General features: G+C 62.0%; 18 protein-coding genes. 6 read left to right on the top strand and 12 right to left on the bottom strand.

The features are described 5' to 3' along the window. Positions 1 to 22: 22 nt before the first annotated feature. A complete protein-coding gene (locus tag NKI10_RS21095; protein WP_023691233.1) occupies positions 23 to 916 on the bottom strand; it encodes a LysR family transcriptional regulator in 894 nt (297 codons plus the stop codon). Positions 917 to 1,035: 119 nt separating this feature from the next. On the opposite strand from NKI10_RS21095, the gene NKI10_RS21090 reads away from it, so the two are divergent. Next, positions 1,036 to 1,920, top strand: a complete 885-nt coding sequence (locus NKI10_RS21090) for an NmrA/HSCARG family protein (RefSeq protein ID WP_023691232.1) — start codon at positions 1,036 to 1,038, stop codon at positions 1,918 to 1,920. A 47-nt stretch (positions 1,921 to 1,967) separates the two neighbouring features. After that, positions 1,968 to 2,237 carry a DUF2798 domain-containing protein gene (locus NKI10_RS21085; RefSeq protein WP_023667468.1) on the top strand — a complete coding sequence of 90 codons (270 nt, stop codon included), beginning with the start codon at positions 1,968 to 1,970 and terminating at the stop codon, positions 2,235 to 2,237. Between the two features lie 238 nt (positions 2,238 to 2,475). Here NKI10_RS21085 and NKI10_RS21080 read toward each other — a convergent pair whose 3' ends face one another. The 4 genes from NKI10_RS21080 to NKI10_RS21065 form a co-directional block, all read right to left on the bottom strand. Then, entirely contained in the window at positions 2,476 to 3,084 is a 609-nt protein-coding gene (locus NKI10_RS21080) for a hypothetical protein (RefSeq protein WP_023691231.1), read from the bottom strand. A gap of 236 nt (positions 3,085 to 3,320) precedes the next feature. Then, entirely contained in the window at positions 3,321 to 3,971 is a 651-nt protein-coding gene (locus NKI10_RS21075; RefSeq protein WP_023667470.1) for a YiaD family glycine zipper/OmpA-like lipoprotein, read from the bottom strand. Positions 3,972 to 4,121: 150 nt separating this feature from the next. Next, positions 4,122 to 4,490 (bottom strand): GFA family protein, encoded by a 369-nt coding sequence (locus NKI10_RS21070; RefSeq protein ID WP_023667471.1) that lies wholly within the window; start codon positions 4,488 to 4,490, stop codon positions 4,122 to 4,124. A 146-nt stretch (positions 4,491 to 4,636) separates the two neighbouring features. Then, a complete protein-coding gene (locus tag NKI10_RS21065) occupies positions 4,637 to 5,527 on the bottom strand; it encodes a LysR family transcriptional regulator (protein WP_352861775.1) in 891 nt (296 codons plus the stop codon). A gap of 103 nt (positions 5,528 to 5,630) precedes the next feature. Between NKI10_RS21065 and NKI10_RS21060 the strand changes: the two genes are divergently transcribed. Beyond that, positions 5,631 to 6,500, top strand: coding sequence for an SDR family oxidoreductase (locus NKI10_RS21060; RefSeq protein WP_352861773.1), 870 nt, complete (start codon positions 5,631 to 5,633; stop codon positions 6,498 to 6,500). Between the two features lie 57 nt (positions 6,501 to 6,557). Here NKI10_RS21060 and NKI10_RS21055 read toward each other — a convergent pair whose 3' ends face one another. The 5 genes from NKI10_RS21055 to NKI10_RS21035 all read right to left on the bottom strand — a co-directional run bounded on the left by NKI10_RS21055 (position 6,558) and on the right by NKI10_RS21035 (position 12,969). Beyond that, on the bottom strand, positions 6,558 to 6,953 hold the full coding sequence (locus NKI10_RS21055) for a hypothetical protein (protein ID WP_023667474.1): 396 nt from the start codon (positions 6,951 to 6,953) through the stop codon (positions 6,558 to 6,560). A 286-nt stretch (positions 6,954 to 7,239) separates the two neighbouring features. Then, positions 7,240 to 7,659, bottom strand: a complete 420-nt coding sequence (locus NKI10_RS21050; RefSeq protein ID WP_023691227.1) for a GFA family protein — start codon at positions 7,657 to 7,659, stop codon at positions 7,240 to 7,242. Positions 7,660 to 7,777: 118 nt separating this feature from the next. Continuing rightward, positions 7,778 to 8,909, bottom strand: a protein-coding gene (gene prfB, locus NKI10_RS21045; RefSeq protein WP_155922402.1) for a peptide chain release factor 2 whose coding sequence is annotated in 2 segments (ribosomal slippage) — positions 7,778 to 8,842 and positions 8,844 to 8,909 — 1,131 coding nt in all. Because the reading frame shifts where the segments join, the coding sequence is not laid out codon by codon here. A 130-nt stretch (positions 8,910 to 9,039) separates the two neighbouring features. Next, positions 9,040 to 11,496 carry a penicillin-binding protein 1A gene (locus tag NKI10_RS21040; RefSeq protein WP_352861771.1) on the bottom strand — a complete coding sequence of 819 codons (2,457 nt, stop codon included), beginning with the start codon at positions 11,494 to 11,496 and terminating at the stop codon, positions 9,040 to 9,042. Between the two features lie 213 nt (positions 11,497 to 11,709). Beyond that, positions 11,710 to 12,969, bottom strand: coding sequence for an N-acetylmuramoyl-L-alanine amidase (locus NKI10_RS21035; RefSeq protein WP_352861769.1), 1,260 nt, complete (start codon positions 12,967 to 12,969; stop codon positions 11,710 to 11,712). Positions 12,970 to 13,616: 647 nt separating this feature from the next. On the opposite strand from NKI10_RS21035, the gene NKI10_RS21030 reads away from it, so the two are divergent. Then, on the top strand, positions 13,617 to 16,532 hold the full coding sequence (locus NKI10_RS21030) for an Rne/Rng family ribonuclease (RefSeq protein WP_352650221.1): 2,916 nt from the start codon (positions 13,617 to 13,619) through the stop codon (positions 16,530 to 16,532). Between the two features lie 93 nt (positions 16,533 to 16,625). Here NKI10_RS21030 and NKI10_RS21025 read toward each other — a convergent pair whose 3' ends face one another. Next, on the bottom strand, positions 16,626 to 17,555 hold the full coding sequence (locus NKI10_RS21025; protein ID WP_352650223.1) for a glutaminase: 930 nt from the start codon (positions 17,553 to 17,555) through the stop codon (positions 16,626 to 16,628). An 11-nt stretch (positions 17,556 to 17,566) separates the two neighbouring features. Continuing rightward, a complete protein-coding gene (locus tag NKI10_RS21020) occupies positions 17,567 to 18,715 on the bottom strand; it encodes a pyridoxal phosphate-dependent aminotransferase (RefSeq protein ID WP_352861767.1) in 1,149 nt (382 codons plus the stop codon). A gap of 152 nt (positions 18,716 to 18,867) precedes the next feature. Between NKI10_RS21020 and NKI10_RS21015 the strand changes: the two genes are divergently transcribed. Next, positions 18,868 to 20,280, top strand: coding sequence for a M48 family metalloprotease (locus NKI10_RS21015; RefSeq protein WP_352861765.1), 1,413 nt, complete (start codon positions 18,868 to 18,870; stop codon positions 20,278 to 20,280). A gap of 58 nt (positions 20,281 to 20,338) precedes the next feature. Next, positions 20,339 to 21,142: a DsbA family protein gene (locus NKI10_RS21010; protein WP_352861763.1), complete on the top strand. Its 804-nt coding sequence runs from the start codon at positions 20,339 to 20,341 to the stop codon at positions 21,140 to 21,142. Positions 21,143 to 21,162: the final 20 nt, after the last annotated feature.

Genomic DNA, 21,162 nt, shown 5'->3' with positions numbered 1-21,162 from the left:
GCGCTTCAAATACCCGTCGATGCTACAGGCTTTTGAGTTCCAGGCGGGATGCCAATAAATCCAGAAATGCCCGAACCTTGGCCGAAGATGACCGGCCTTCCTGCCACAAGGCATGGATCGGCACCGGTGCCGGCTCGAATTCCGTCAAAACCAGTTCGACGAGACCGTCGTCGACCAAATGTCTTATCTGCCACAGAGGCGAGAAGCCCAAACCCAGTCCGTGGATTGCGGCGGCATAGACCGAGGTCATCAGATTGGAGCGAAAAGCGCCTGCGACCTTCACGGTCCGGGGTTTCCCGTCGATCTGAAACGTCCATTCACCTGGACGCTCGTTAGCGGTTCTGATGATGCAACTGTGCTCACTCAGCTGGAAGGGATGGGCCGGCCGGTCGCACCGCGCGAAATAGGAAGGCGCGCCGAACACAACGCGCCGCAACGCTCCCAGGCGTTTGGCTTTCAAGTTGGAATCCGGCAAATCGCCGATGCGTATTGCCAGGTCGAGACCTTCGGCGCCAAGATCGGCAAATCCATCGGAAAGTTGAAGATCGACCTCGACCCGGGGAAATGTCCGCATGTATTCCGCGATGACAGGCATCAGGACGTTCGGGCCAAACAGAACCGGCGCCCCGATGCGCAGGACGCCTGCCGGCTCCGATCGTTGATTGATCGCCTGAAGTCTTGCGTCGTTTATTTCGTCGACCGCGGGTTTGATCCGGTTGAAAAAGGCTGCTCCGACTTCACTTGGTGTCGAGCGACGCGTTGTCCTGTGGATCAGCTCGACGCCGACTGATTGCTCCAGTGCCGCCAGGGACCGGCTGACCGACTGCAGCGAGCGGTTCAGCCGATGTGCGGCAGTCGTCAGACTTCCATGCTCGACGATCGCGATGAAAGCCTCGAAATCGTCCATCCGGCTCATGCATTCTCCCGACATTCGACATAATATATCGCAAAAACGGGTAATTGTAACGACAATTGCGACGTCGTACCTCTCTGCAAGTTGTCCCGCGAGGACAGGCTTGATGGAAGGAAATCGTCATGCAAGTAGCCAATCCAACTGTTCTGGTTGTTGGTGCCACAGGCCGAGTTGCGGGACTTGTCGTGCCTGAACTTGTCCGCCGCAATGCCAATGTTCGAGCGCTCGTTCGCGACCCTGCGAATGCCGAAAAGGCCCGGAAGGTGGGGGCATCCGAGGTTGCGACAGGAGATTTGCGAAATCGTCAGAGCCTCGAAAGGGCGGTCGCGGGCGTCGACGGCGTCTTTCACATTGGGCCGGCTTTTGCTCCCGATGAAGCAGCCATGGGCGTTGCCATGGTTGAGGCCGCCACGCGAGCAGGAGTTCGAAAGTTCGTCTTCTCGTCGGTGATCCAGCCTACCAATACGCGACTGAAGAACCATGCCAGCAAGGTGCCTGTCGAGGCTGCTCTCTACTCGACGACGATGGAATATACGATTCTGCACCCTGCCAATTTCATGCAGAACCTCGCAGCGGCCTGGCCGTCCGTCGTTGAACATGGTGTTTTCTCGGAACCGTTTCCAAAGACGGCGAAGCTGGCCCGCGTCGACTACCGCGATGTCGCTGAGGTGGCGGCGATCGCCCTAACCGAAGCGCGATTGTCCTACGCGACCCTCGATCTGTGCGCTGACGGCATGCACAGCCGGGAAGACATCGTTGCGATGATGAGTGAGGAACTTGGCAGACCCATCTCTTCTGGTGAGCCGACATTTGGCGAGTGGGCGGCCGAGGCACGCCTTCCCTACAATGACCGCCAAATGCAGGTGCTGGCCAAAATATACGCCCACTATGCCCACTATGGCCTTGGCGGAAACAGTCTGACATTGCGCGCCGCCCTGGGCCGCGAACCGCGTTCGTTGCGCGGCTTTATTCGAAACCTTGCCCAGCAAATGGCGCAGGCCGCCTGACTGCGCCCAGCCGCGCATACTTCCACTTTTCGAGAAGGAGATAGGTGATGCGACCGTCATCCCACAAGGTTTTGAAATCGAGGAAGCTACCGGCCTCCTACAATGCGCTGGTAATGCCATTCGTACTTTCCATCCTGATGTCGTGCATTGTTTCCGCGGTAGCGACGCTGATCAATGCGGGCTGGACAACCGGTTTCGTGGCGACCTGGCCGTATGCATGGGGAGCATCATGGCTAGTGGGCTTTCCAAGTCTGCTGCTGGTCTTGCCGATCGTGCGCCGTATCGTTGCGGCAATTGTCGATCAGCCGACCTCGTAGGCCTTGATTACGGAGTCCGACATGCCAAACAAGAACGGCCCTTGCGGGCCGCTTTTACCTTCGACTGACGGCTCGCAGCGCCATTGTCGACTTCCGCGACCAGATACCTGTCTTCATGCGGGCAGCCTTCATGCGCGCCGGCCCTCATGCCGATCGTCGTCCGAGCCTGACTCCCGAGCGCTCTCAAATGCAGCCGGCCAGCTTGCACTCTTGGCACGCTCCTATCCTGGCCCGTCCGTCACATCGGGCCGGGCATCATCTTGGTCGGGTTTTCCAGCATCGGAAACTCTGCCTTGCTGCATTTCACGTTCGGGTTGGTCGGACTGAACATGCCGTTCGGATTGTCTCTGAACAGCCAGGCATGAAGGTCGTAGTGGACGAACTCCCTCGGAATGAGCGGATAGTGCCCTTCCATCGGTCCCATGAAGGTCTGGCCAAATAGTTTTGGAGGTTCCTTGGTGTCTGGCGTCAGGGGCACCAGCCATTCCACGCCAACCAATTTCAAGCCTTTCTTGGTCGGCTCGTAGATCAGCACATTGGGGCGCATCGGATCGAGTTTCTGACCGACACTCGGGACGTTGACGAAATGGATGCCCATAGCGCCCTTCGGATAGTCCATTGCGCCCTCGATCCTGTCCCCGCTGTAATAGACGCACCCGACAGTCGACAGATAAAGGTCGCGGACGGCGACCGTGTAGTCTTCATATTTGGCGAGCGATTTCTTCAACGCTTCAATGTCGGCTTTGTTGGCGTCCTCGGCTCGAGCCGTGGCCGCTGCGCACCAAGCGGAGACCAGACCTGTCAAAATGAGGACGCCGCAACGCCCAAGACGAGCTGTTCTTGTCATGCATTCCTCCCAGATTTCCTATCTGGCCGTGCAGGACCGGGGCCGACTAAGTGACTGCGCGGCCGTTTGTATCGCCCCATCCCCTCTGGAACCGCACCAATGCTAATCCCTTCCAAGGCCTCCGGAAAGGAATTATTAGAAATCTCTAATGCGTTAGACCTTTTGACGGACCACAGGAGCCCAAAAAGAAAGCGGCCCCTTGCGGGGGCCGCCTTCGCATTTCGATGCCGAACAATTCAGGTCAGCGGCGAAAGCTGGATCTCGACGCGCCGGTTCTGCGCACGGCCGGCCGCCGTTCCATTGGACGCGATCGGACGGGTCTTGCCGAATCCGGTGACGGCGAAGCGGCGCGAATCGACACCTTGGCCTGAGAGATAGTTGGCGACCGCCAATGCACGGCGCTGCGACAGATCGAAATTGTGTTCGTCGCCACCGGTCGAATCGGTGTGGCCGAACACGTCGACCGTGGTCTGCTTGAACTTCTTCAGCACCAGCGCAACCGAGTTCAGCACCTGGTAGAAGCCGGGCTTCACCGCATCCTGGTCGACGTTGAAAGTAATGTCGGACGGCATGTTGAGGATGATCTGGTCGCCGGTGCGGGTGACGCTGACGCCGGTGCCTTCGAGTTGGCGGCGCAGTTCAGCCTCGTTCTGGTCCATGGTCGCACCGATGGCGCCGCCGGCCAGCGCGCCGATACCGGCGCCGATCAGCGCGTTGCGGCGGTCATTGCCGCCGGCAAGCAGGCCGAGGCCCGCACCCGCCAGGGCGCCAAGGCCGGCGCCGGCTGCGGTGTTCGAAACCTTCTGTTCGCCGGTGTACGGATCGGTCGTGGTGCAGGCGCTCACCAGCACAGCCGTCGCAACGGCGACGAGCACAGTCTTTTTCATAGAATCGTCCCTCTCCAAAGCGCGGCCTTTGCGGCTCGCGCATATAAGCCCTTCTCCGGTCTTGTAACATGAAATGCGGCGAAAAACCGAGCGGCGAAAGCGGCTTTTCCCCGCTCGCGCCACTCTTCCGCTTCGGTGGCTGGTGCTGGCCTACCAGAGGTTCTTGCCGTCAATGACGACCACCTCGACCTTATCGAGGTCGAAATCGTCGAACAGCCGCGAATTGACTGATATCTTGGGATTGTCGAAGTCCGGTTTGCCGGTTGACCAGTCCGGCGTTTCGGTGAAGGTGCCGCAGCCGCAAATGGCGCAAAACCCGTGTTTGACGGTCTTCGATCCCCATTGATAGAAGGAAACGTTTTCCGGCGAGCTGGTGAGCTTGAATTGCGACGGAACGTAGTAAGCCCACAGCGAACCGCGCTTGGAGCAGAACGAGCAGGTGCATTGTGTTACCGTCTCGGGCGCCTGCGAAACCTCGAACGTCGTCGCCTTGCAATGACAGCTGGCCTTGATGGTCATGAAAAGCTTTCCTCTCCGTTGCCGCCACCCATGCGGCAAGGCACCATAAAGGAAGGCTCCTGACAACTGTCTGTCAGCAGGCTCCGATCGATCGAGCCGAGCGGCGCTCTGGCCGAAGCGGACCCGTCGTCACCTCCCAATCGTCGTCACCTGCCGATATAGGCGGCCAGTTCGTCCGGCGTCCCGTTTGGGAAAGCCTGTTTCAGAAAATCCAGGAACGCCGACACGCGCGCGCTGAGCAGCCGCCGCGACGGGTAGAGCGTCCATAGAGAAATTTCGGGGCCGTCAATATCCCCCCAATTCACCAGTGTGCCGTCAGCCAGGTCGTGGGCCACCAACGAAATGGGAAGCCGTCCTGCGCCGACGCCGGCTCGCACCGCATCGCGGACCATGATCAGCGTCGACAAGGCGAGGACCGGCTCGATTCTAAGTGTTGCCCGGCCACCTGGTGTCTTCACCTGCCATGTTTGCCGCTCGCCTGTCCCGCGCGCAACGCCAGGAGCGGCGAGCCCATCGGTCGGGCGAGGAAGGTCCGGGCTCGCCACAACGACCAGGCGGTCGCGGAGAAACGCCCGTCCGACCAGGCTTTCATCGGGATCCGGATGGACCCGGATTACCAGATCGTAGCCTTCCTCGATCATGTCGACATGCCGGTCTTCGGTGGTCACTTCAAGCCTCACCTCAGGATACCTCAGGGCAAATCCCGCAGCGATCCTCCCCATTGCAGTCTGCGAAAAATGCAAAGGCGCGCTGATCCGCAATCTGCCCTTGGGTCTCTGACCGCCCGAGGCAATCGCCGATGCCGTCTCGTCCAGCTCGGCAAGCAACGCCCCCGTCTGCTCGAAGAGCGCCCGTCCTTCTTCGGTCAGCTTCAGGTTACGCGCACCCCGTTCGAACAGACGCAGATCGAGACTGCTTTCCAATTCGCCAACGCGCCGGGACAATGTTGCTTTGGGCCGGCCGGTGGACCTTGCCGCTTTGCCGAAGCCGCCATGGCGAGCCACGAGGTTAAAATCGGCAAGGGCTAAAAGGTCCATGACTGTCCCACCAGTGAGACGACGTGTCTAAAATTGCCGTCTACTGGGCTCTTTGTGAGCCACACATATTGGGACTGTCAAGCAACCCAACAGGAGAAATTCCATGACCATTCTCGTTACCGGCGCCACCGGCAATATCGGCCGCCAAGTCGTCGAACAGCTCGCCAAGCGCGGCGCCGATGTGCGTGCTCTCGTGCGCGATCCGTCGAAAGCCAGTTTTCCGGCAGGCGTATCGGTCGTGCAAGGCGACTTTCTCGATGTCGATTCGCTGCGCAAAGCCATGTCTGGCGTTTCCACGCTGTTTCTCTTGAACGCCGTGGTGCCGGACGAATTCACCCAGGCTTTGATCGCCTTGAACGTCGCCCGATCGGCCGGCATCGAGCGGATCGTCTATCTCTCGGTGATCCACGCTGACGTCTATGTGAACGTGCCGCATTTCGCGGGCAAGTTCGGCGTCGAGCGAATGATCGAACACATGGACTTCAAAGCTACGATCTTGCGCCCGGCCTACTTCATCCAGAACGATCTGACGGTCGAAGACGTCATCACCGGCTACGGCACCTACCCAATGCCGATCGGCCCCAAGGGTCTCGCCATGATCGACGCCCGCGATATCGCCGAGATCGCCGCCCTTGAGCTGCTGCGTCGCGAACAGTCCAAGGAGCCGCTTGCGTTCGAGTGGATCAACCTCGTCGGTCCGCAGACACTGACCGGGACGGATATTGCCGCAATCTGGTCAGACGTACTCGCCCGCCCGATCAGCTACAGCGGCGACAATACGGAGGGTTTTGAGCAAAATCTCAAGCAGTTCCTGCCCGCCTGGATGGCCTACGACATGCGCCTGATGGGCGAGCGTTTCTTCACCGACGGGATGCTGCCCGAGGCCGGCGACGTCGAGCGCCTGACGGCACTTCTGGGTCGCCCACTGCGCCCGTATCGCGACTTCGCCTCGGCACTCGCTGCTTCCGTCTGACGCAAGCGCCTTCAGCACCACCAAGGCCGGCCTTCCGATGAGAACTGCCAACAAAACTCAGTAGGAACGCGGTGGCACGAACAGGCAGATTGTCTTGCCTGCGTCGAGGCCGGCCTGATGCGCGCACCAGTGGAAATCGCCGTCGGGTGAGTCCTTGACCCGCTTGTCGCTCATCGGAACGACCTCCCCCGTTCCGGCGATGACATAGCCCTCCGGCTTTTCCAGCACCTCGCCGGTATGGGTGGTGCGGCAGTCGTAGTTTGCGCAGCAGGCGAAGGGATAACTCCAGCCTTGCGGCTTCGCCGCCGTAGGCTTGGCGTCATGGGCGAAGGCGGGTGCGGTCAGCACCGCCGCAAGCATCGCAATTGCAAAGATCGGGGTCACGAACAAGGAAAACAGGAGTCGGCCAGCCGGTTGAACGGCTCTGGCCGATCGGAGAGTGGCAGCAGACATGGAAGCGTTCCTTTCAAACGAGCATCAAGCGTTTCGCTTGCCCGTTCCCGGAACGTGTCTTCCCAGTGGCCGGATCGTCAGGTCGCAGATATGCCGCGTCCGGCCATAAATGCTTTTTCTCTTCCAGCCCTCGGATGCTGGGCTGATTCCTAGGCTGGCGCAAGAAGTTGCTGCGCGAGGCCGCACATCTACGCCGCTATCTGCAACCGCTGACGAGATCCAAGCCAGGCTCAACTCCCGGCAGACGGGCAACGAAACAACGGGATTGGCCGTATGTGGTTCCAGCCTATACGTCGCCTGGACCGGCGATCACATGCCCTTCATATTGCGGCAAGTCGTCGGCGATGGTGAACCATGGCGCTTTGGAGCCGACGAAGATGTGCGCGGTCGGCCGGATCGTCGGATCGTCGACCAGCGTGCCCATGGCGACATGGACATAGGCGCCGTCGCGGACCAGCGAATACAGCAACGAGCCGCAGCGGCTGCAATGCGCATCGTGGCCGCTGTCATCGCCGAAATGGATGAGCCCGTGATGCCCTTCGGCAAGGGCAAGTTTCTCGCGCTCGATGCCGGCGAAGGGCTTGAAGGCGGAACCTGTGGTGCGCCGGCAGTTCGAACAATGGCAGTTGGCGGCATAGACGAACTCGTCCGCCACTTCATACTGGACCGCGCCGCAAAAGCATTTGCCGGTGAGCCTGCGAGTCATTGTTCCTCCTTCGCTCCCCCGCCCAGGGATGTTCTTATTCAAGTCAGCCGAGCCGAAAGTGGCGGAAGCGCAGGAATCAGCCATTCGCAGGCCGGCCTCACCTGAATATGGACATATCCTAGTCGAGGTCGGCCACGGCTTCACCGGCACCGCCCTCGATGCGCTGCGACAACGAAGCTTCCATGAAGTCGTCGAGGTCGCCGTCGAGCACGCTCGACGGGCTGGTGCTCTCGACGCCGGTGCGCAGGTCCTTCACCAACTGGTAGGGCTGCAGCACATAGGAACGGATCTGGTGACCCCAGCCGATGTCGCTCTTCGACGCTTCTGTGGCATTGGCCACCGCTTCGCGCTTCTTCAGCTCTTCCTCGTAAAGGCGCGAGCGCAGCATTTCCCAGGCCTTCGCCTTGTTCTTGTGCTGCGAGCGTTCGGCCTGGCAGGCAACCGCGATGCCGGTGGCGATATGGGTGATGCGAACCGCCGAGTCCGTGGTGTTGACGTGCTGGCCGCCCGAACCGGATGAGCGGTAGGTGTCGATGCGTACATCCGATTCCGAGACGTCGATCTCGATCCTGTCATCGACGACCGGGTAGACCCAGACGCTGGAGAAGGACGTGTGGCGGCGCGCATTGCTGTCATAGGGTGAAATGCGGACCAGGCGATGAACGCCCGACTCGGTCTTCAGCCAGCCATAGGCATTGTGGCCCTTGATCAGGAGCGTGGCGGACTTGATGCCGGCTTCTTCGCCATCATGGACTTCCAGCACCTCGACCTTGAAACGGCGACGCTCGGCCCAGCGCGTGTACATGCGCAGAAGCATCGAGGCCCAGTCCTGGCTCTCGGTGCCGCCGGCGCCGGCATGGACTTCGAGATAGGTGTCGTTGGCGTCTGCCTCGCCCGACAGCAGCGTCTCGACCTGGCGGGCCTTGGCCTCGCCCTGCATCGAGCGGAGGGCCGCTTCCGCCTCGGCGATCACGCTCTGGTCGCCCTCTTCCTCACCCAGTTCGATCAGGCCGATATTGTCTTCCAGCGCCTGGGTCAGGCTTTTGACGCCGGCGATCCCGTCTTCGAGGCCCTGGCGCTCGCGCATCAGCTTCTGCGCTTCCAGCGGATCATTCCAGAGGCTTGAATCCTCGGCGCGCACGTTCAGGTATTCAAGCCGTTTTATGGCCTGATCCCAGTCAAAGATGCCTCCTCAGCAGGGTGATCGCCTGCCTGATCTCGTCGACAATGTTCTGCGTTTCCGCGCGCATGGCTGGTTGTTCTGTCCTGTTTTTGAAGTGGCGCTTGGGTCGGCGCGATACATAGGCACGGCATTGCTGCCTGTAAAGCGAAATGGGCCGGCTCAACAAGCCAGCCCATTCAGCTTAAGAAATCAGGTCGTCAGTAAAGCCCGCCGCCGGGTGCCTGGATGGCTTCCGTAGCCTGCGGCGATAGCGGTCCGCCGGCGCCGTTGGACCCGTCGGCGCCCATGCCGATCACCCAATAGCTGTCGGCCGGGCCGGTGCCGGGCTTGAAGGCTTCGATGATGGTGCCGGGATCGCCCGACGCGGCACGCATGCCGGTCTTGCGGTTGATCGCGACCAGGTTCATGCCTTCCGGCACCTTGAAGTCGACATTGGGCGTGCCGTCCAGCGCAACGCGCATGAAGTCCTTGAAGATAGGCGCCGCCAGACCACCGCCGGTGGCGCCATGGCCGAGACCGCGCGGCGTGTCGTAACCCATGTAGAGGCCGACGACGAGGTTCGGCGTATAGCCGATGAACCAGGCGTCCTTCTCGTCATTGGTCGTTCCGGTCTTGCCGGCGATGTGGCGGCCAAGCTCGGCGATGGTGGCGCCGGTGCCGCGCTGGACCACGCCTTCCATCATCGAGGTGATCTGGTAGGCCGTCATCGGATCGAGCACCTGCTCGGAATTGTCGACCAGTTCCGGTTCGGGCTGGTTGTTCCATTCGGGCGCGTTGCAGCCTTGGCAGCCGCGCTCGTCCTGCTTGAACACGGTCTTGCCGTAGCGGTCCTGGATGCGGTCGATGAGCGAGGGTTTGATCGACTTGCCGCCATTGGCCATGATCGAATAGGCCGACACCATGCGCATCACCGTCGTCTCGCCGGAGCCCAGCGCCATCGGCAGATACGGCGCCAGATGGTCGTAGACGCCGAACCTCTCGGCATATTCCACCACCAGCTTCATTCCCATGTCGTTGGCCAGCCGCACCGTCATCAAATTGCGCGACTTTTCGATGCCGGAGCGCAAGGTCGCGGGGCCTGCCACCGTGCCGTCATAGTTCTTCGGCGTCCAGGTCGTGGTGCCGCTCTGGATGGTGATCGGTCCGTCCATGATCACCGAGGCCGGCGTATAGCCATTGTCGAGCGCGGCCGAATAGACGATCGGCTTGAAGGACGATCCCGGCTGGCGCATCGCCTGCGTGGCACGGTTGAACTCCGACTGCGCATAGGAGAAGCCGCCGACCATGGCCAGCACGCGGCCGGTATGTGGATCCATGGCGATCAGGCCGCCCTCCACTTCCGGCACCTGGCGCAGCGTGTAGGCGCCTTCCGACCCTTCGTTCTTCTGCACGAAGATGACGTCGCCGGGCTGCAATACATCGGCCGGAGACTTGGCCTTGACCGTCTTGCCATCGACCACATGGCGCATGGCAAAGCTCATGTCTTCCTTGCTGACGGCGCCTTCGATGCGTTCCTTGACGATATCGCCCGAAATCTGCCGCGTCGGCTGCAGGCCGATGGAAAGGCCGGTCGCCGAGCTGTCGAGCACGACGGCAAGCGACCATTCCGGCACGTCTTCCAGCCCCTTGACGTTGCCCAGCGCCACGCCCCAGTCGCCGGAGGCATCGATATGCGTCACCGGTCCGCGATAGCCGCGCAGCGTGTCGTATTTGAGCAAGCCGTTCTGCATCGACTTGCGGGCGATGAGCTGGATCTTCGGATCGAGCGTCGTGCGCACCGAAAGGCCGCCCTCATAGAGCGCGTTCTCGCCATAGCGCGAGATGATCTGGCGGCGCACTTCCTCGGTGAAATATTCACCCGCAAACAGATAGGAGCCATTGCGGCGCGGCGTCACGCCAAGCGGCTCGGCCTTGGCCTTGTCGCCTTCCTCGCGCGTCACGTAGCCGTTCTCGACCATCTGGTCGATGACCCAGTTGCGGCGCTCGATGGCGCGGTCGGCATGCTTGAAGGGATGGTAGTTGTTGGGCCCCTTCGGCAGCGACGCCAGATAGGCGGCTTCCGCGACCGTGAGTTCGTTGACCGACTTGTCGAAATAGGTCAGTGCCGCGCCCGCAACGCCATAGGCGCCGAAGCCGAAGAAGATTTCGTTGAGATAGAGCTCAAGGATGCGGTCCTTCGAATAAGCCTGCTCGATGCGGAAGGCCAGGATCATCTCCTTGATCTTGCGCTCGTAGGTCTGGTCCGAGGACAAGAGGAAGTTCTTCGCCACCTGCTGGGTGATGGTCGAGGCGCCGACCTGGCGCCTGCCCGAACCCAGATTCTGCAGGTTGACGTAGATGGCGCGGCCAAGCCCGGTGATGTCGATGCCGGGATGGTTGTAGAAATTCTTGTCCTCGGCCGACAGGAACGCCGCCTTGACCCGGTCCGGAACCGCCTGGATCGGCAGATAGAGCCGCCGTTCGCGCGCATATTCGGCCATCAGCGAGCCGTCGGAAGCATGGATGCGGGTCGTCACCGGCGGCTCGTACTTGGCCAGAACCTCGTAGTCGGGCAGGTCTTTCGATAGATGGCTGATGTATATCGCCACGCCCGCGGCGACGATAAGCGCCAGCGTCGTGCCGATACCAAAGAAATAGCCGATAAGACGAATCATGCCCGCTCCAGTCCGAGGTCCGGGAATTTCCTAGACGAAGCCGCCTTCCGCGCAAGCCTTCGCAACTGTCCCGATCCGTGATGGAAAACCCATGTCGCCACCATGTGGGCAAAATACGGCAGTGCCCGGTTTAGGCATCCCCCACCTGAAATAAAAGCGCCTGGTGTTGTCGTCGTGCAACGCTGCCTCCGGTCGTGGGCGGCGGCGACCATCTCAGCCTCCGGTTCCCGTTCCCATCTTGGCGGAGGCAAACAGGGCGACGGCGTTGGTGATGCTCTGCGCCGCCTTGCCGCGCCAGTCGGCGTCGAGCAGTTGCGCTTCATCCTTGGCGTTGGAGAGATAGCCAAGTTCCACCAGCACCGACGGCACATCGGGCGCTTTCAGCACTTTGAAGCCGGCCGAACGCTGCGGATTATTGATCAGGCCGACGCTGGTGGACAACTGGCCGACCAGAGTGTGGGCAAAGCTCATCGAGAAATTATGCGTCTCGCGGCGGATCAGGTCGATCAGTATGTCGGTGACTTCCTTGTTGTCGTCCTTGATCACCATGCCGGCGAACTGGTCGGAGAGGTTTTCACGGTCGGCAAGCGCCTGCGCTTGCGGATCGGACGCCTTGTCGGAGACGGTATAGACGGTGGCGCCTCTGATACCCTTGACGCTGATCGTGTCGGCATGGATCGAGATCAAAAGGTCGGCCTCGTGCTGCCGGGCGATGCGCACGCGGTCATCGAGCCGCAGGAACTCGTCGGTATCGCGCGTCATGAACACGTCGTAGTTGGCGACGGCGGCGAGCTTGTCGCGCAATTCGGTGGCGAAGGCCAGCGTCACGTTCTTCTCGATGGTGCCGTTGAGGCCTTCGGCGCCACCGTCGATGCCGCCATGGCCGGGATCGATGACGATGGTGAAGCGATGCCCGGGATTGGAGATCGGCCCTGTGCCGACCCTGGAGCCCTTGTCGGTGGAGACGGTCGAGCCAGTGGTCAGCGCCTGGTTGGCAAGGGCTTCGTCGAACTCGCGGTCGGAGGCTGCCGACATGTCGATGGCGATGCGATAGCCTGCGCCGTCCTCGTTCTTGAGCACCTCGAGCTTGTCGACCGAGAACGGCCCCTTGCCGGTCAGGATCAGCCGCGATCCCTCGCCCTGATCGCCATAACGCACCGCTTTGACCAGGCCGCGGGCCTTGGCGTCCTTCGCGCCAATGGCGAATCGGGTGCGCGGCAGGTCCACGACCAGCCGGTTGGGGCCGCGCAGCAGGAACCATTTGATGTCGGGCTCGCGGTCGAAATCGATGACGATGCGCATCTTGGTTGCGTCGCCGGCCATCTTGTAGGCGGTGGCGCCGAGTGGCGCATCGGCGGCGCGTGAAACCGGCGCAAAAGCAAGGCAAAGCGCCAGCAGCAACAGCACACCGGCAGCGCGCAGGAAACGGCCTGCACCGCCATGGCCCTTGTCTGTGATGCCCGCCAGTCCCATTTCTTTGCAGTCGCTCCCGATTTGGCGCTTGCGCCCGCGTGGTTGGTCGAAATGCCGGTCAGGCCGCAGACTCGATTAACGATTGGTATCCAGAGAAGGTTAACCAAGCCTTTTCATTGAGGATTAAGGCCTGTGCTTCCGTTACGGCACTGCTTTTTGCCGGCATCCGAAATCGGGGTTGCCTTCCACCCCGTCAAATCATAAAAGCGATGGTGGATCACTGCAATCCTGGAACCGCTTCTCCCGCAGCTTCCTGCTACAGGTCAGATGAAAGGCGGCTCCTTTCGCTCCAGCGAAAAGGCTTCAGGTGATCGCGACGAATTTCGCAGGTGTGCGCCCGTGGCGGGGGAATCGCCTGCGTGAGGAAAACGGCCGGGTTTGTTCCCGTGCCGGCTCTGTATGAGCAAACAAGCTGGTCCGGTTCGTCCGGGCTTTGGTTCAAAAGGTTCTGCTGGTGACGATGGCTTCAAGCGCAATCATGGAAAGGTCCGCATCAAACCGCGCCATTGTGGCTGCGGGCGGCACCGCCATGGCGCTCAAGCGGCGTCCGGCGGACATTCAGACATCCGGCACCCACATCCCAGACACGCAGCAGCGGGCTTTGCCTCGCAAGCTGCGGCTGACGGCTGCCGGGAGGAAACGAAATAATGCCCAACAAAATGCTGATAGACGCCTCCCACCCGGAGGAAACACGCGTTGTCGTTATCCGCGGTAACCGTATTGAAGAATTCGACTTTGAATCTCAGGACAAGAAGCAGCTCAAAGGAAACATCTATCTCGCCCGCGTAACGCGTGTCGAACCTTCCCTCCAGGCAGCCTTTGTCGAATATGGCGGCAACCGTCACGGTTTCCTCGCCTTCAGTGAAATTCACCCCGACTATTACCAGATCCCGGTCGCCGATCGTCAGGCTTTGCTGCGCGCTGAAGCGCAGGAAGCGGAGGAAGAGGAGAACGAGGACAATGACGGCGACGACCGCCAGAGTCGCGATCGCGGGCGGCGCGGGCGCCGGCGCGGCGGCAAGGGTCGTGAGCGCGGCGAACACAAGCGCGACGCCGGCGCCGATGATGAGAACGGCGAACATGGCGATGCCGGCAGCGATGCCGTCTCCGAAGCGCCTGCTTCCGAGCATGCCGCGGCCAATACCGCCGGGCATGACGATCATGCCGGGCATGGCGACAGCGAAGCCTCCGACGCCGAGACATCCGGGACCGAACCGTCGGAAGGCGGCCCGACATCGATCGCGGCAAGCGTCGAAGCGGATGTGATCTCCGAAGCTGTCCCTGCGGCGGAGCCGGGTGACGAAAGGTCGTCCAGCGAGGCAAGTGGCGAAGCCACCTCCGAGGACAATGATCGCGGCATGCTGGAAGAGGTGCAGTCCTCGCATCCGGACGACCACGAGATCGAATCCGTAGGCGCCGAGGATGCGCTGGAAGAGGTGCGTAGCCGCCGCAAGCCGGTGCGCCGCCAGTACAAGATTCAGGAAGTCATCAAGCGCCGGCAGATCCTGCTGGTGCAGGTGGTCAAGGAAGAGCGCGGCAACAAGGGCGCTGCACTCACCACCTATCTGTCGCTTGCCGGCCGCTATTCCGTGCTGATGCCCAACACCGCACGCGGCGGCGGCATTTCGCGCAAGATCACCAGTGCGGTCGACCGCAAGCGCCTCAAGGAGGTCGTTGCCGATCTCGAAGTGCCGCAGGGCATGGGCGTCATCCTGCGCACCGCCGGCGAAAGCCGCACCAAGGCGGAAATCAAGCGCGACTACGAATATCTGATGCGGCTTTGGGAAAACGTCCGCAATCTGACGCTGCAATCCACCGCCCCTGCCCTCGTCTATGAGGAAGGCAGCCTGATCAAGCGCTCGGTGCGCGACCTCTACAACAAGGATATCGACGAGATTCTTGTCTCCGGCGAGGAAGGCTACCGCGAGGCCAAGGATTTCATGCGCATGCTGATGCCGAGCCACGCCAAGGTGGTTCAGCCGTTCCGCGACACGACGCCGATCTTCGTGCGCAACGGGATCGAGGCGCAGCTCGACCGCATGCTGCAGCCGCAGGTGACGCTGAAGAGCGGCGGCTACATCATCATCAACCAAACCGAGGCGCTGGTCGCCATCGACGTCAATTCGGGCCGCTCCACCAAGGAGCACTCGATCGAGGACACCGCTCTCCACACCAACCTTGAAGCGGCGGAAGAGGTCGCCAGGCAATTGAGGCTGCGCGATCTCGCCGGCCTGATCGTCATCGACTTCATCGACATGGAGGAGAACCGCAACAACCGCTCCGTCGAGAAGCGGCTGAAGGATCACCTCAAGAACGACCGAGCCCGCATCCAGGTCGGCCGCATCTCACATTTCGGTCTGATGGAGATGTCGCGCCAGCGCATCCGCGCCAGCGTGCTGGAATCGACCATGAAGCCGTGCCCGCATTGCGGCGGCACCGGCCATGTGCGCTCCGATTCGTCGGTGGCGCTGATGGTGGTACGGGCGATCGAGGAATTCCTGCTCAAGGATTCGCGCAGCCACATCACGGTGCGCACCCCGGCGGCGACCGCTCTCTATGTGCTCAACCACAAGCGCGGCACGCTGGTGGAACTCGAAAGCCGCTTTGGCCTGACCATCACCGTCGAGGCCGATGACACGGTCGGTGTCCAGCACTACGCGATTTTCCGCGGCGCCATTGCCGAAAAGCCGGAAGGCTTTGTCGAAGCGCGAACCTTCCCGGCCTATGTCGAGCCGGAAGAGCCCGAGGACGAGATCGTCATCGAGGAGGAAGACGACGAGGTTGTGGTACAGGCCGAGCAGCCGCGCCAGGCGCAGCCGCAGTCGCAGCAGCAGCCGAGATCGGCTGAGGACGGCGAAGGCCGCGACCGCAAGCGTCGCAAGCGCCGCAGGCGGCGCGGCGGCAAGGATCGCGAACGCGAACATGGCGATCGCGAGCATGGCGCCGAAGGTGCTTCGGTTTCGGCGGCAAGCGACGACTTTGCCGCTGAACCAGGCGCTGACGATGCAACACAGCAAGACGAAGCCCAGGTTGGCGCCGTCGAAACGGTGGAAGCATCAGATGACGCCCAGGGCAAGAAGCGCCGTCGCGGCAAGCGCGGCGGCAAGCGCAATCGTCGCGAAGACGGCACGGAGACCGAAGCCGGCGAAACCGCCTCGGTGGCCGAGGCCGCTGAACTCGGAACGGCCGCAAGCGAGCCCGTAGCAGCCGTAGCGGTTGAAGAAGCAGCGGCTCCCGCCGCGGCGAACGACGACGCTCCAGCCGAAAAGCCGAAGAAGAAGCGCGCTTCAAGGGCAAAGAAGGCTGTGGTGGAAGTCGCCGATGAGACGGCGGCCGAGGCTGCACCGGAAGCTGCCGTCGAAGCAGCCGCCCCCGCTGCGGCCGATGCCGCCACGGAAACGACCGTCGACGACGAGCCCGCCAAGGCTCGCCCGTCACGGCGCAAAGCCGTGGCCGCGGATACCTCCGCGGTGCCGGTGGTTTCCTCCAGCGTTGCCGACGAGGCAAAGGCCGAGGAAAAGCCGAAGCGCGCCGGCTGGTGGCAGCGGAAGGGCTTTTTCTAAGCTATTCAGCCGATTAAGATAGGTTCCTGACAAAAATCCCGCGCCGTTCAAACCACGGCGCGGGATTTTTGCATGCGCGAATGACGGAAGGCGTCAGGGGGCGAAAATCGACCAGTTCATCATCCTGGCCAGTTTTTCCAAGGCGATCGACCCCAGCTTGGAATTGCCGTTGGCGTTCAAGCCCGGCGACCATACGGCGAGCGAAGCAACACCCGGCACGATCCCCAATATGCCACCGCCGACGCCGCTTTTGCCGGGAATGCCGACACGGAAGGCGAAATCGCCGGAACCGTCATAGTGGCCGCAGGTCAGCATCATGGCGCCGATGCGCCGCGCCCGCTCGGCAGACACCACGGAGTGCCCGGTTGCCGGGTTTCTGCCGCCATTGGCGAGGAAGCGGCCGGCCAGCGCCAATTGCCGGCAGCTCATGGCGATCGCGCAATGGTGGAAGTACACGCCCAGCGCCAGCTCGGGTGCATGGTTGAGATTGCCGAAGGATTTCATGTAGTTGGCAAGCGCGAAGTTGCGATAGCCGGTGGCGCGTTCGGAAGCCGCGACCTCGCGGTCGATGATGATGGTTTCGTCATCGGCAAGGAACTGGATGAAGCGCAGGATTTCGCCGATCGCCTCGCGCGGCTGGTGGCCGGCAAGCAGTATGTCGGAGATCACGATGGCGCCGGCATTGATGAACGGATTGCGCGGAATGCCGTTCTCATGCTCGAGCTGCACGATCGAGTTGAACGGATTGCCCGACGGCTCGCGTCCGACACGCTGCCACAGCGCGTCGCCGACATTGCCAAGCGCCAGCGTGAGCGTAAACACCTTGGAGATGCTCTGGATCGAAAACGCCTGATGGGCGTCGCCGGCGACCAGCACGCGGCCGTCATTGGTCACGGCGGCAATGCCGAATTTCTTCGGATCGACCTTGCCGAGCTGCGGAATGTAGGTGGCGACGTCACCCCGATCGGTGCGCTCGGCCATCTCGGCGGCGACATCGGCCAGCGCTTGTTCAAGATCCGGCATGCCCGTCCCCGCTATTTCAGCCAGCGCTCGATGCGCGCCATCGCCTCGACCATGTCGTCATGGCTGCCGGCATAGGAAAAGCGCATCGTGCGGTGTCCTGCCAGCGGATCGAAATCGCGACCGGGCGTCGCCGCCACATGCGCTTCGGCCAGCATTTTGCGCGCAAAGGCCATGCTGTCATTGGTATGCCGGGTGACATCGCAGAAAGCGTAGAAGGCACCGTCCATCGGCGCCGCCAAGGGAAATCCGAGTTCCGGAAGGCGCCGCATCAACAGCTCGCGGTTCCAGGCATAGCGCGCCTTCACCTCTTCCAGCTCTTCCGCCGCCTTGAAGGCTTCGATCGCCGCGATCTGCGACAGTTCCGGCGGCGAGATGTAGAGGCTCTGGGCGATGCGCTCGATCGGCCTCACCAGAGCTTCCGGCAGCACCATCCAGCCAATGCGCCAGCCGGTCATGCAATAATATTTCGAGAAGGAATTGATCACCGTCACGCCTGAGCCATGGGCCAGCGCAGTGGTGTCGGGCGCGGCATAGGCCAGCCGATGATAGATTTCGTCCGATATCACCGCGATGCCGAGTTCTTCGGCTGTCCTCACCAGTGCGGACAACTCGTCGACGGGAATGACCGCACCTGTCGGATTGGCCGGGCTGGCGAACAACACGCCCTTCAGCGGTTTTTCCTGGTGCGCCGATTTCAAATGCTCGGCGTGCAGGTAGGCGTCGCTGCCGAGCTCGATCTCGACGATCTGGATACCGAGCGCGGCCATGATGTTGCGGTAGGCCGGATAGCCGGGTGCTGCGATGGCGACGCGGTCGCCGGGATCGAACATCGCCAGGAATGCCAGATTGAAGGCGGCCGACGATCCCGTGGTCACGGCGATCCGGTTCGGCGCGACATCGATCCCGTAATGGTCGCCATAATGCGTGGCGATCGCCTTGCGCAGATCCGCCAGACCGAGCGTGTCGGTATAGCCGATGCGTCCGATCCTCAGCGCATTTGCGGCTGCTTCCCTCACGCCCACGGGCGCCGGATCGGATGGCTGGCCGACGGCCATGGAGACGACAGGCACGCCCGTCGCCTTCAGCCGGTTGGCTTCGGCCAGAATGTCCATGGCGTGAAACGGCTCGACTTCACCGCGGCGCGACAGCGAAACTACCATTTGACCTCAATCTTTCCGTCCGGCCCGCCGCTCGAAGCCATCAACCGGCGGCAGCGCCGCACAAATGCCCGATTGATGTGAGGATCACAAGTTCGCCTAGTTTCGGTGCCGTGACTTTTCATCGTTCGCGCGCTCGTTTACCAGTGGACCTCATGCAGAGCCGACCCAAATCAACGATGTCCAAATCTTCCATCAGGAAGACAGCGCGCGGCTTTGCGACGCTTTTGCTTGCCGCCGCCGTCGCTGTAACCGGCTCGGTGACGGCCTTCGCGCAGGCGGTGCCGGTCGTGCGCGATGCCGAGATCGAGGCGCTGGTGCGCGACTATGCGCGGCCGATCTTCAAGGCGGCCGGTCTTGCCAATGACGGTGTCGATATCGTTCTGGTCAACGATCAGAGCTTCAACGCCTTCGTCACCGGGCGCCGGCTGTTCATCAACACCGGCGCGCTGATGCAGGCAGAAACGCCCAACGAGATCATCGGCGTCATCGCCCATGAGGCCGGCCACATCGCAGGCGGCCATCAGCAGAAATTACGCGACCAGCTCGAGCGCGCCAAGACCATGGCCATCATCGCCACGCTGCTTGGCGCCGGCGCCATCGTTGCCGGCGCCACCACCAACAGCCGCGGCCTTGCCGGCGCCGGCATGGGCGTGGCCGCGGGCGGCGGCGAGATGGCGCAGCGCAGCATTCTTGCCTACCAGCGCACCGAAGAGTCGACCGCCGACCGCTCTGCCATCACCTATCTCAATGCCACCGGCCAGTCCGGCATGGGCATGCTGAAGACCTTCGCCCGCTTCCAGAGCGCGCTGTCGCTTTCCGGCACGCAGGTCGATCCCTACCGCATCAGCCACCCGATGCCGCAGGAGCGCATCGCCAATCTCGAAGTGCTGGTCAAGCAGAGCCCTAACGTCGACAAGGTCGATCCGCCGGCACTGCAGCAGCGGCACGACATGATGCGCATCAAGATCGCCGCCTATATGGGCGGCCAGGCCGCCGCCACGCGGCTGATCCGCAAGGCCCCGGGCAGCCTCGCCTCGCGCTATGGCGAAGCGCAGATGGCCTATCTCTACGGCAATCTGGGTGCAGCACTGACCAAGGCCAATGCATTGATCAAGGAACAGCCGAAGAACCCCTACTTCCAGGAAATGCGCGGCGACATACTGATGAAGGCCAACAAGCCCAAGGACGCCGCGGACGCCTATGCCAAGGCGGTCAGCCTCGATCCGGTGAGGTCGGGCCTGTTGCCCGTTTCCCTCGGCCAGGCGCTGATGGCCATCGGCACGCCCGACTCGCTGAAGAAGGCGGTGGTGCAGATCAACAACGGTCTCGGGCGCGACAAGGAAAACACGGTCGGATACCGCTATCTCGCCCAGGCCTATGGCGAGCTTGGCAACATTCCGGCGGCGGAACTCGCCACCGCCGAGGGCCACTTTTATTCCGGCGATTACACGAATGCGAAAATTTTCGCCATGCGCGCGCAAAAAGACTTGAAGCGCGGCGAGCCCGGCTGGATTCGGGCGCAGGACATCATAAACTACAACCCTTCAGGCAAACTCAAGAAATGAACCTTCCGGTCGCCCGCGGCGACTAGGATAGACCGGAACCGGTAAAGAGGATGAGACGATGAACAAGGCAATATTGCTCGGCACGACGGGAGTGGCGGCTGCTCTTGCCATGCTCGCTTTCGGGTTCGTCGCCGGCAGTCCGCAGGTGGCCAAGGCCGGCACGGCGCAGACCGTGCAGACCGCCTCTGCCGACACCAAGATCGATCGCACTGAGGTCGAGGGCATTATCCGCGACTATCTCCTGAAGAACCCCGAAGTGCTGCTCGAAGTGCAGGAGGCGCTCGAGGCCAAGCAGAAGGAAGAGCAGCGCATAGCCAGCCTCGGCGTCATCGAGAAGGCCAAGTCCGAGATTTTCAACTCGACCTTCGACGGCGTCGTCGGCAATCCGAAGGGCAAGGTCACCATCGTCGAATTCTACGACTACAATTGCGGCTTCTGCAAACGCGCCATCGACGACATGCAGGCTCTGACAAAGGCCGATCCGGAGCTGCGCTTCGTGCTCAAGGAATTCCCGATCCTCGGGCCGGATTCGCAAAAGGCCAGCGTCGTCTCGATGGCTTTCCACCTGATGCATCCGGAGAAATACGGCGAGTTCCACAACGCCCTGCTCGGCGGCCAGGGCCGCGCCACCGAGGCGGCGGCCATCAAGGTTGCGCTGTCGCTAGGCGCCGATGAGGCGAAATTGCGCGACAAGATGAAGGACCCGACCATCACCGAGGCCTTCTCCAAGACCTTCGACCTCGCCAACAAGCTGGCCATCACCGGAACGCCGTCCTATGTCGTCGGCAATGAAGTGGTGTTCGGCGCGCTCGGCCAGGAAGTGCTGGCCGAAAAGATCGAGGCGGCGAAAGCCGCGCTCTGATCTTGCACGCGAGCCTTCTC

This window comes from Mesorhizobium sp. M0802 (genome assembly GCF_040320115.1).
In the GTDB taxonomy this organism is placed as follows: Bacteria; Pseudomonadota; Alphaproteobacteria; order Rhizobiales; family Rhizobiaceae; genus Mesorhizobium.
The sequence above is the reverse complement of the archived record's forward strand: the minus strand, read 5'-3'. Positions and strand labels throughout refer to the sequence as shown.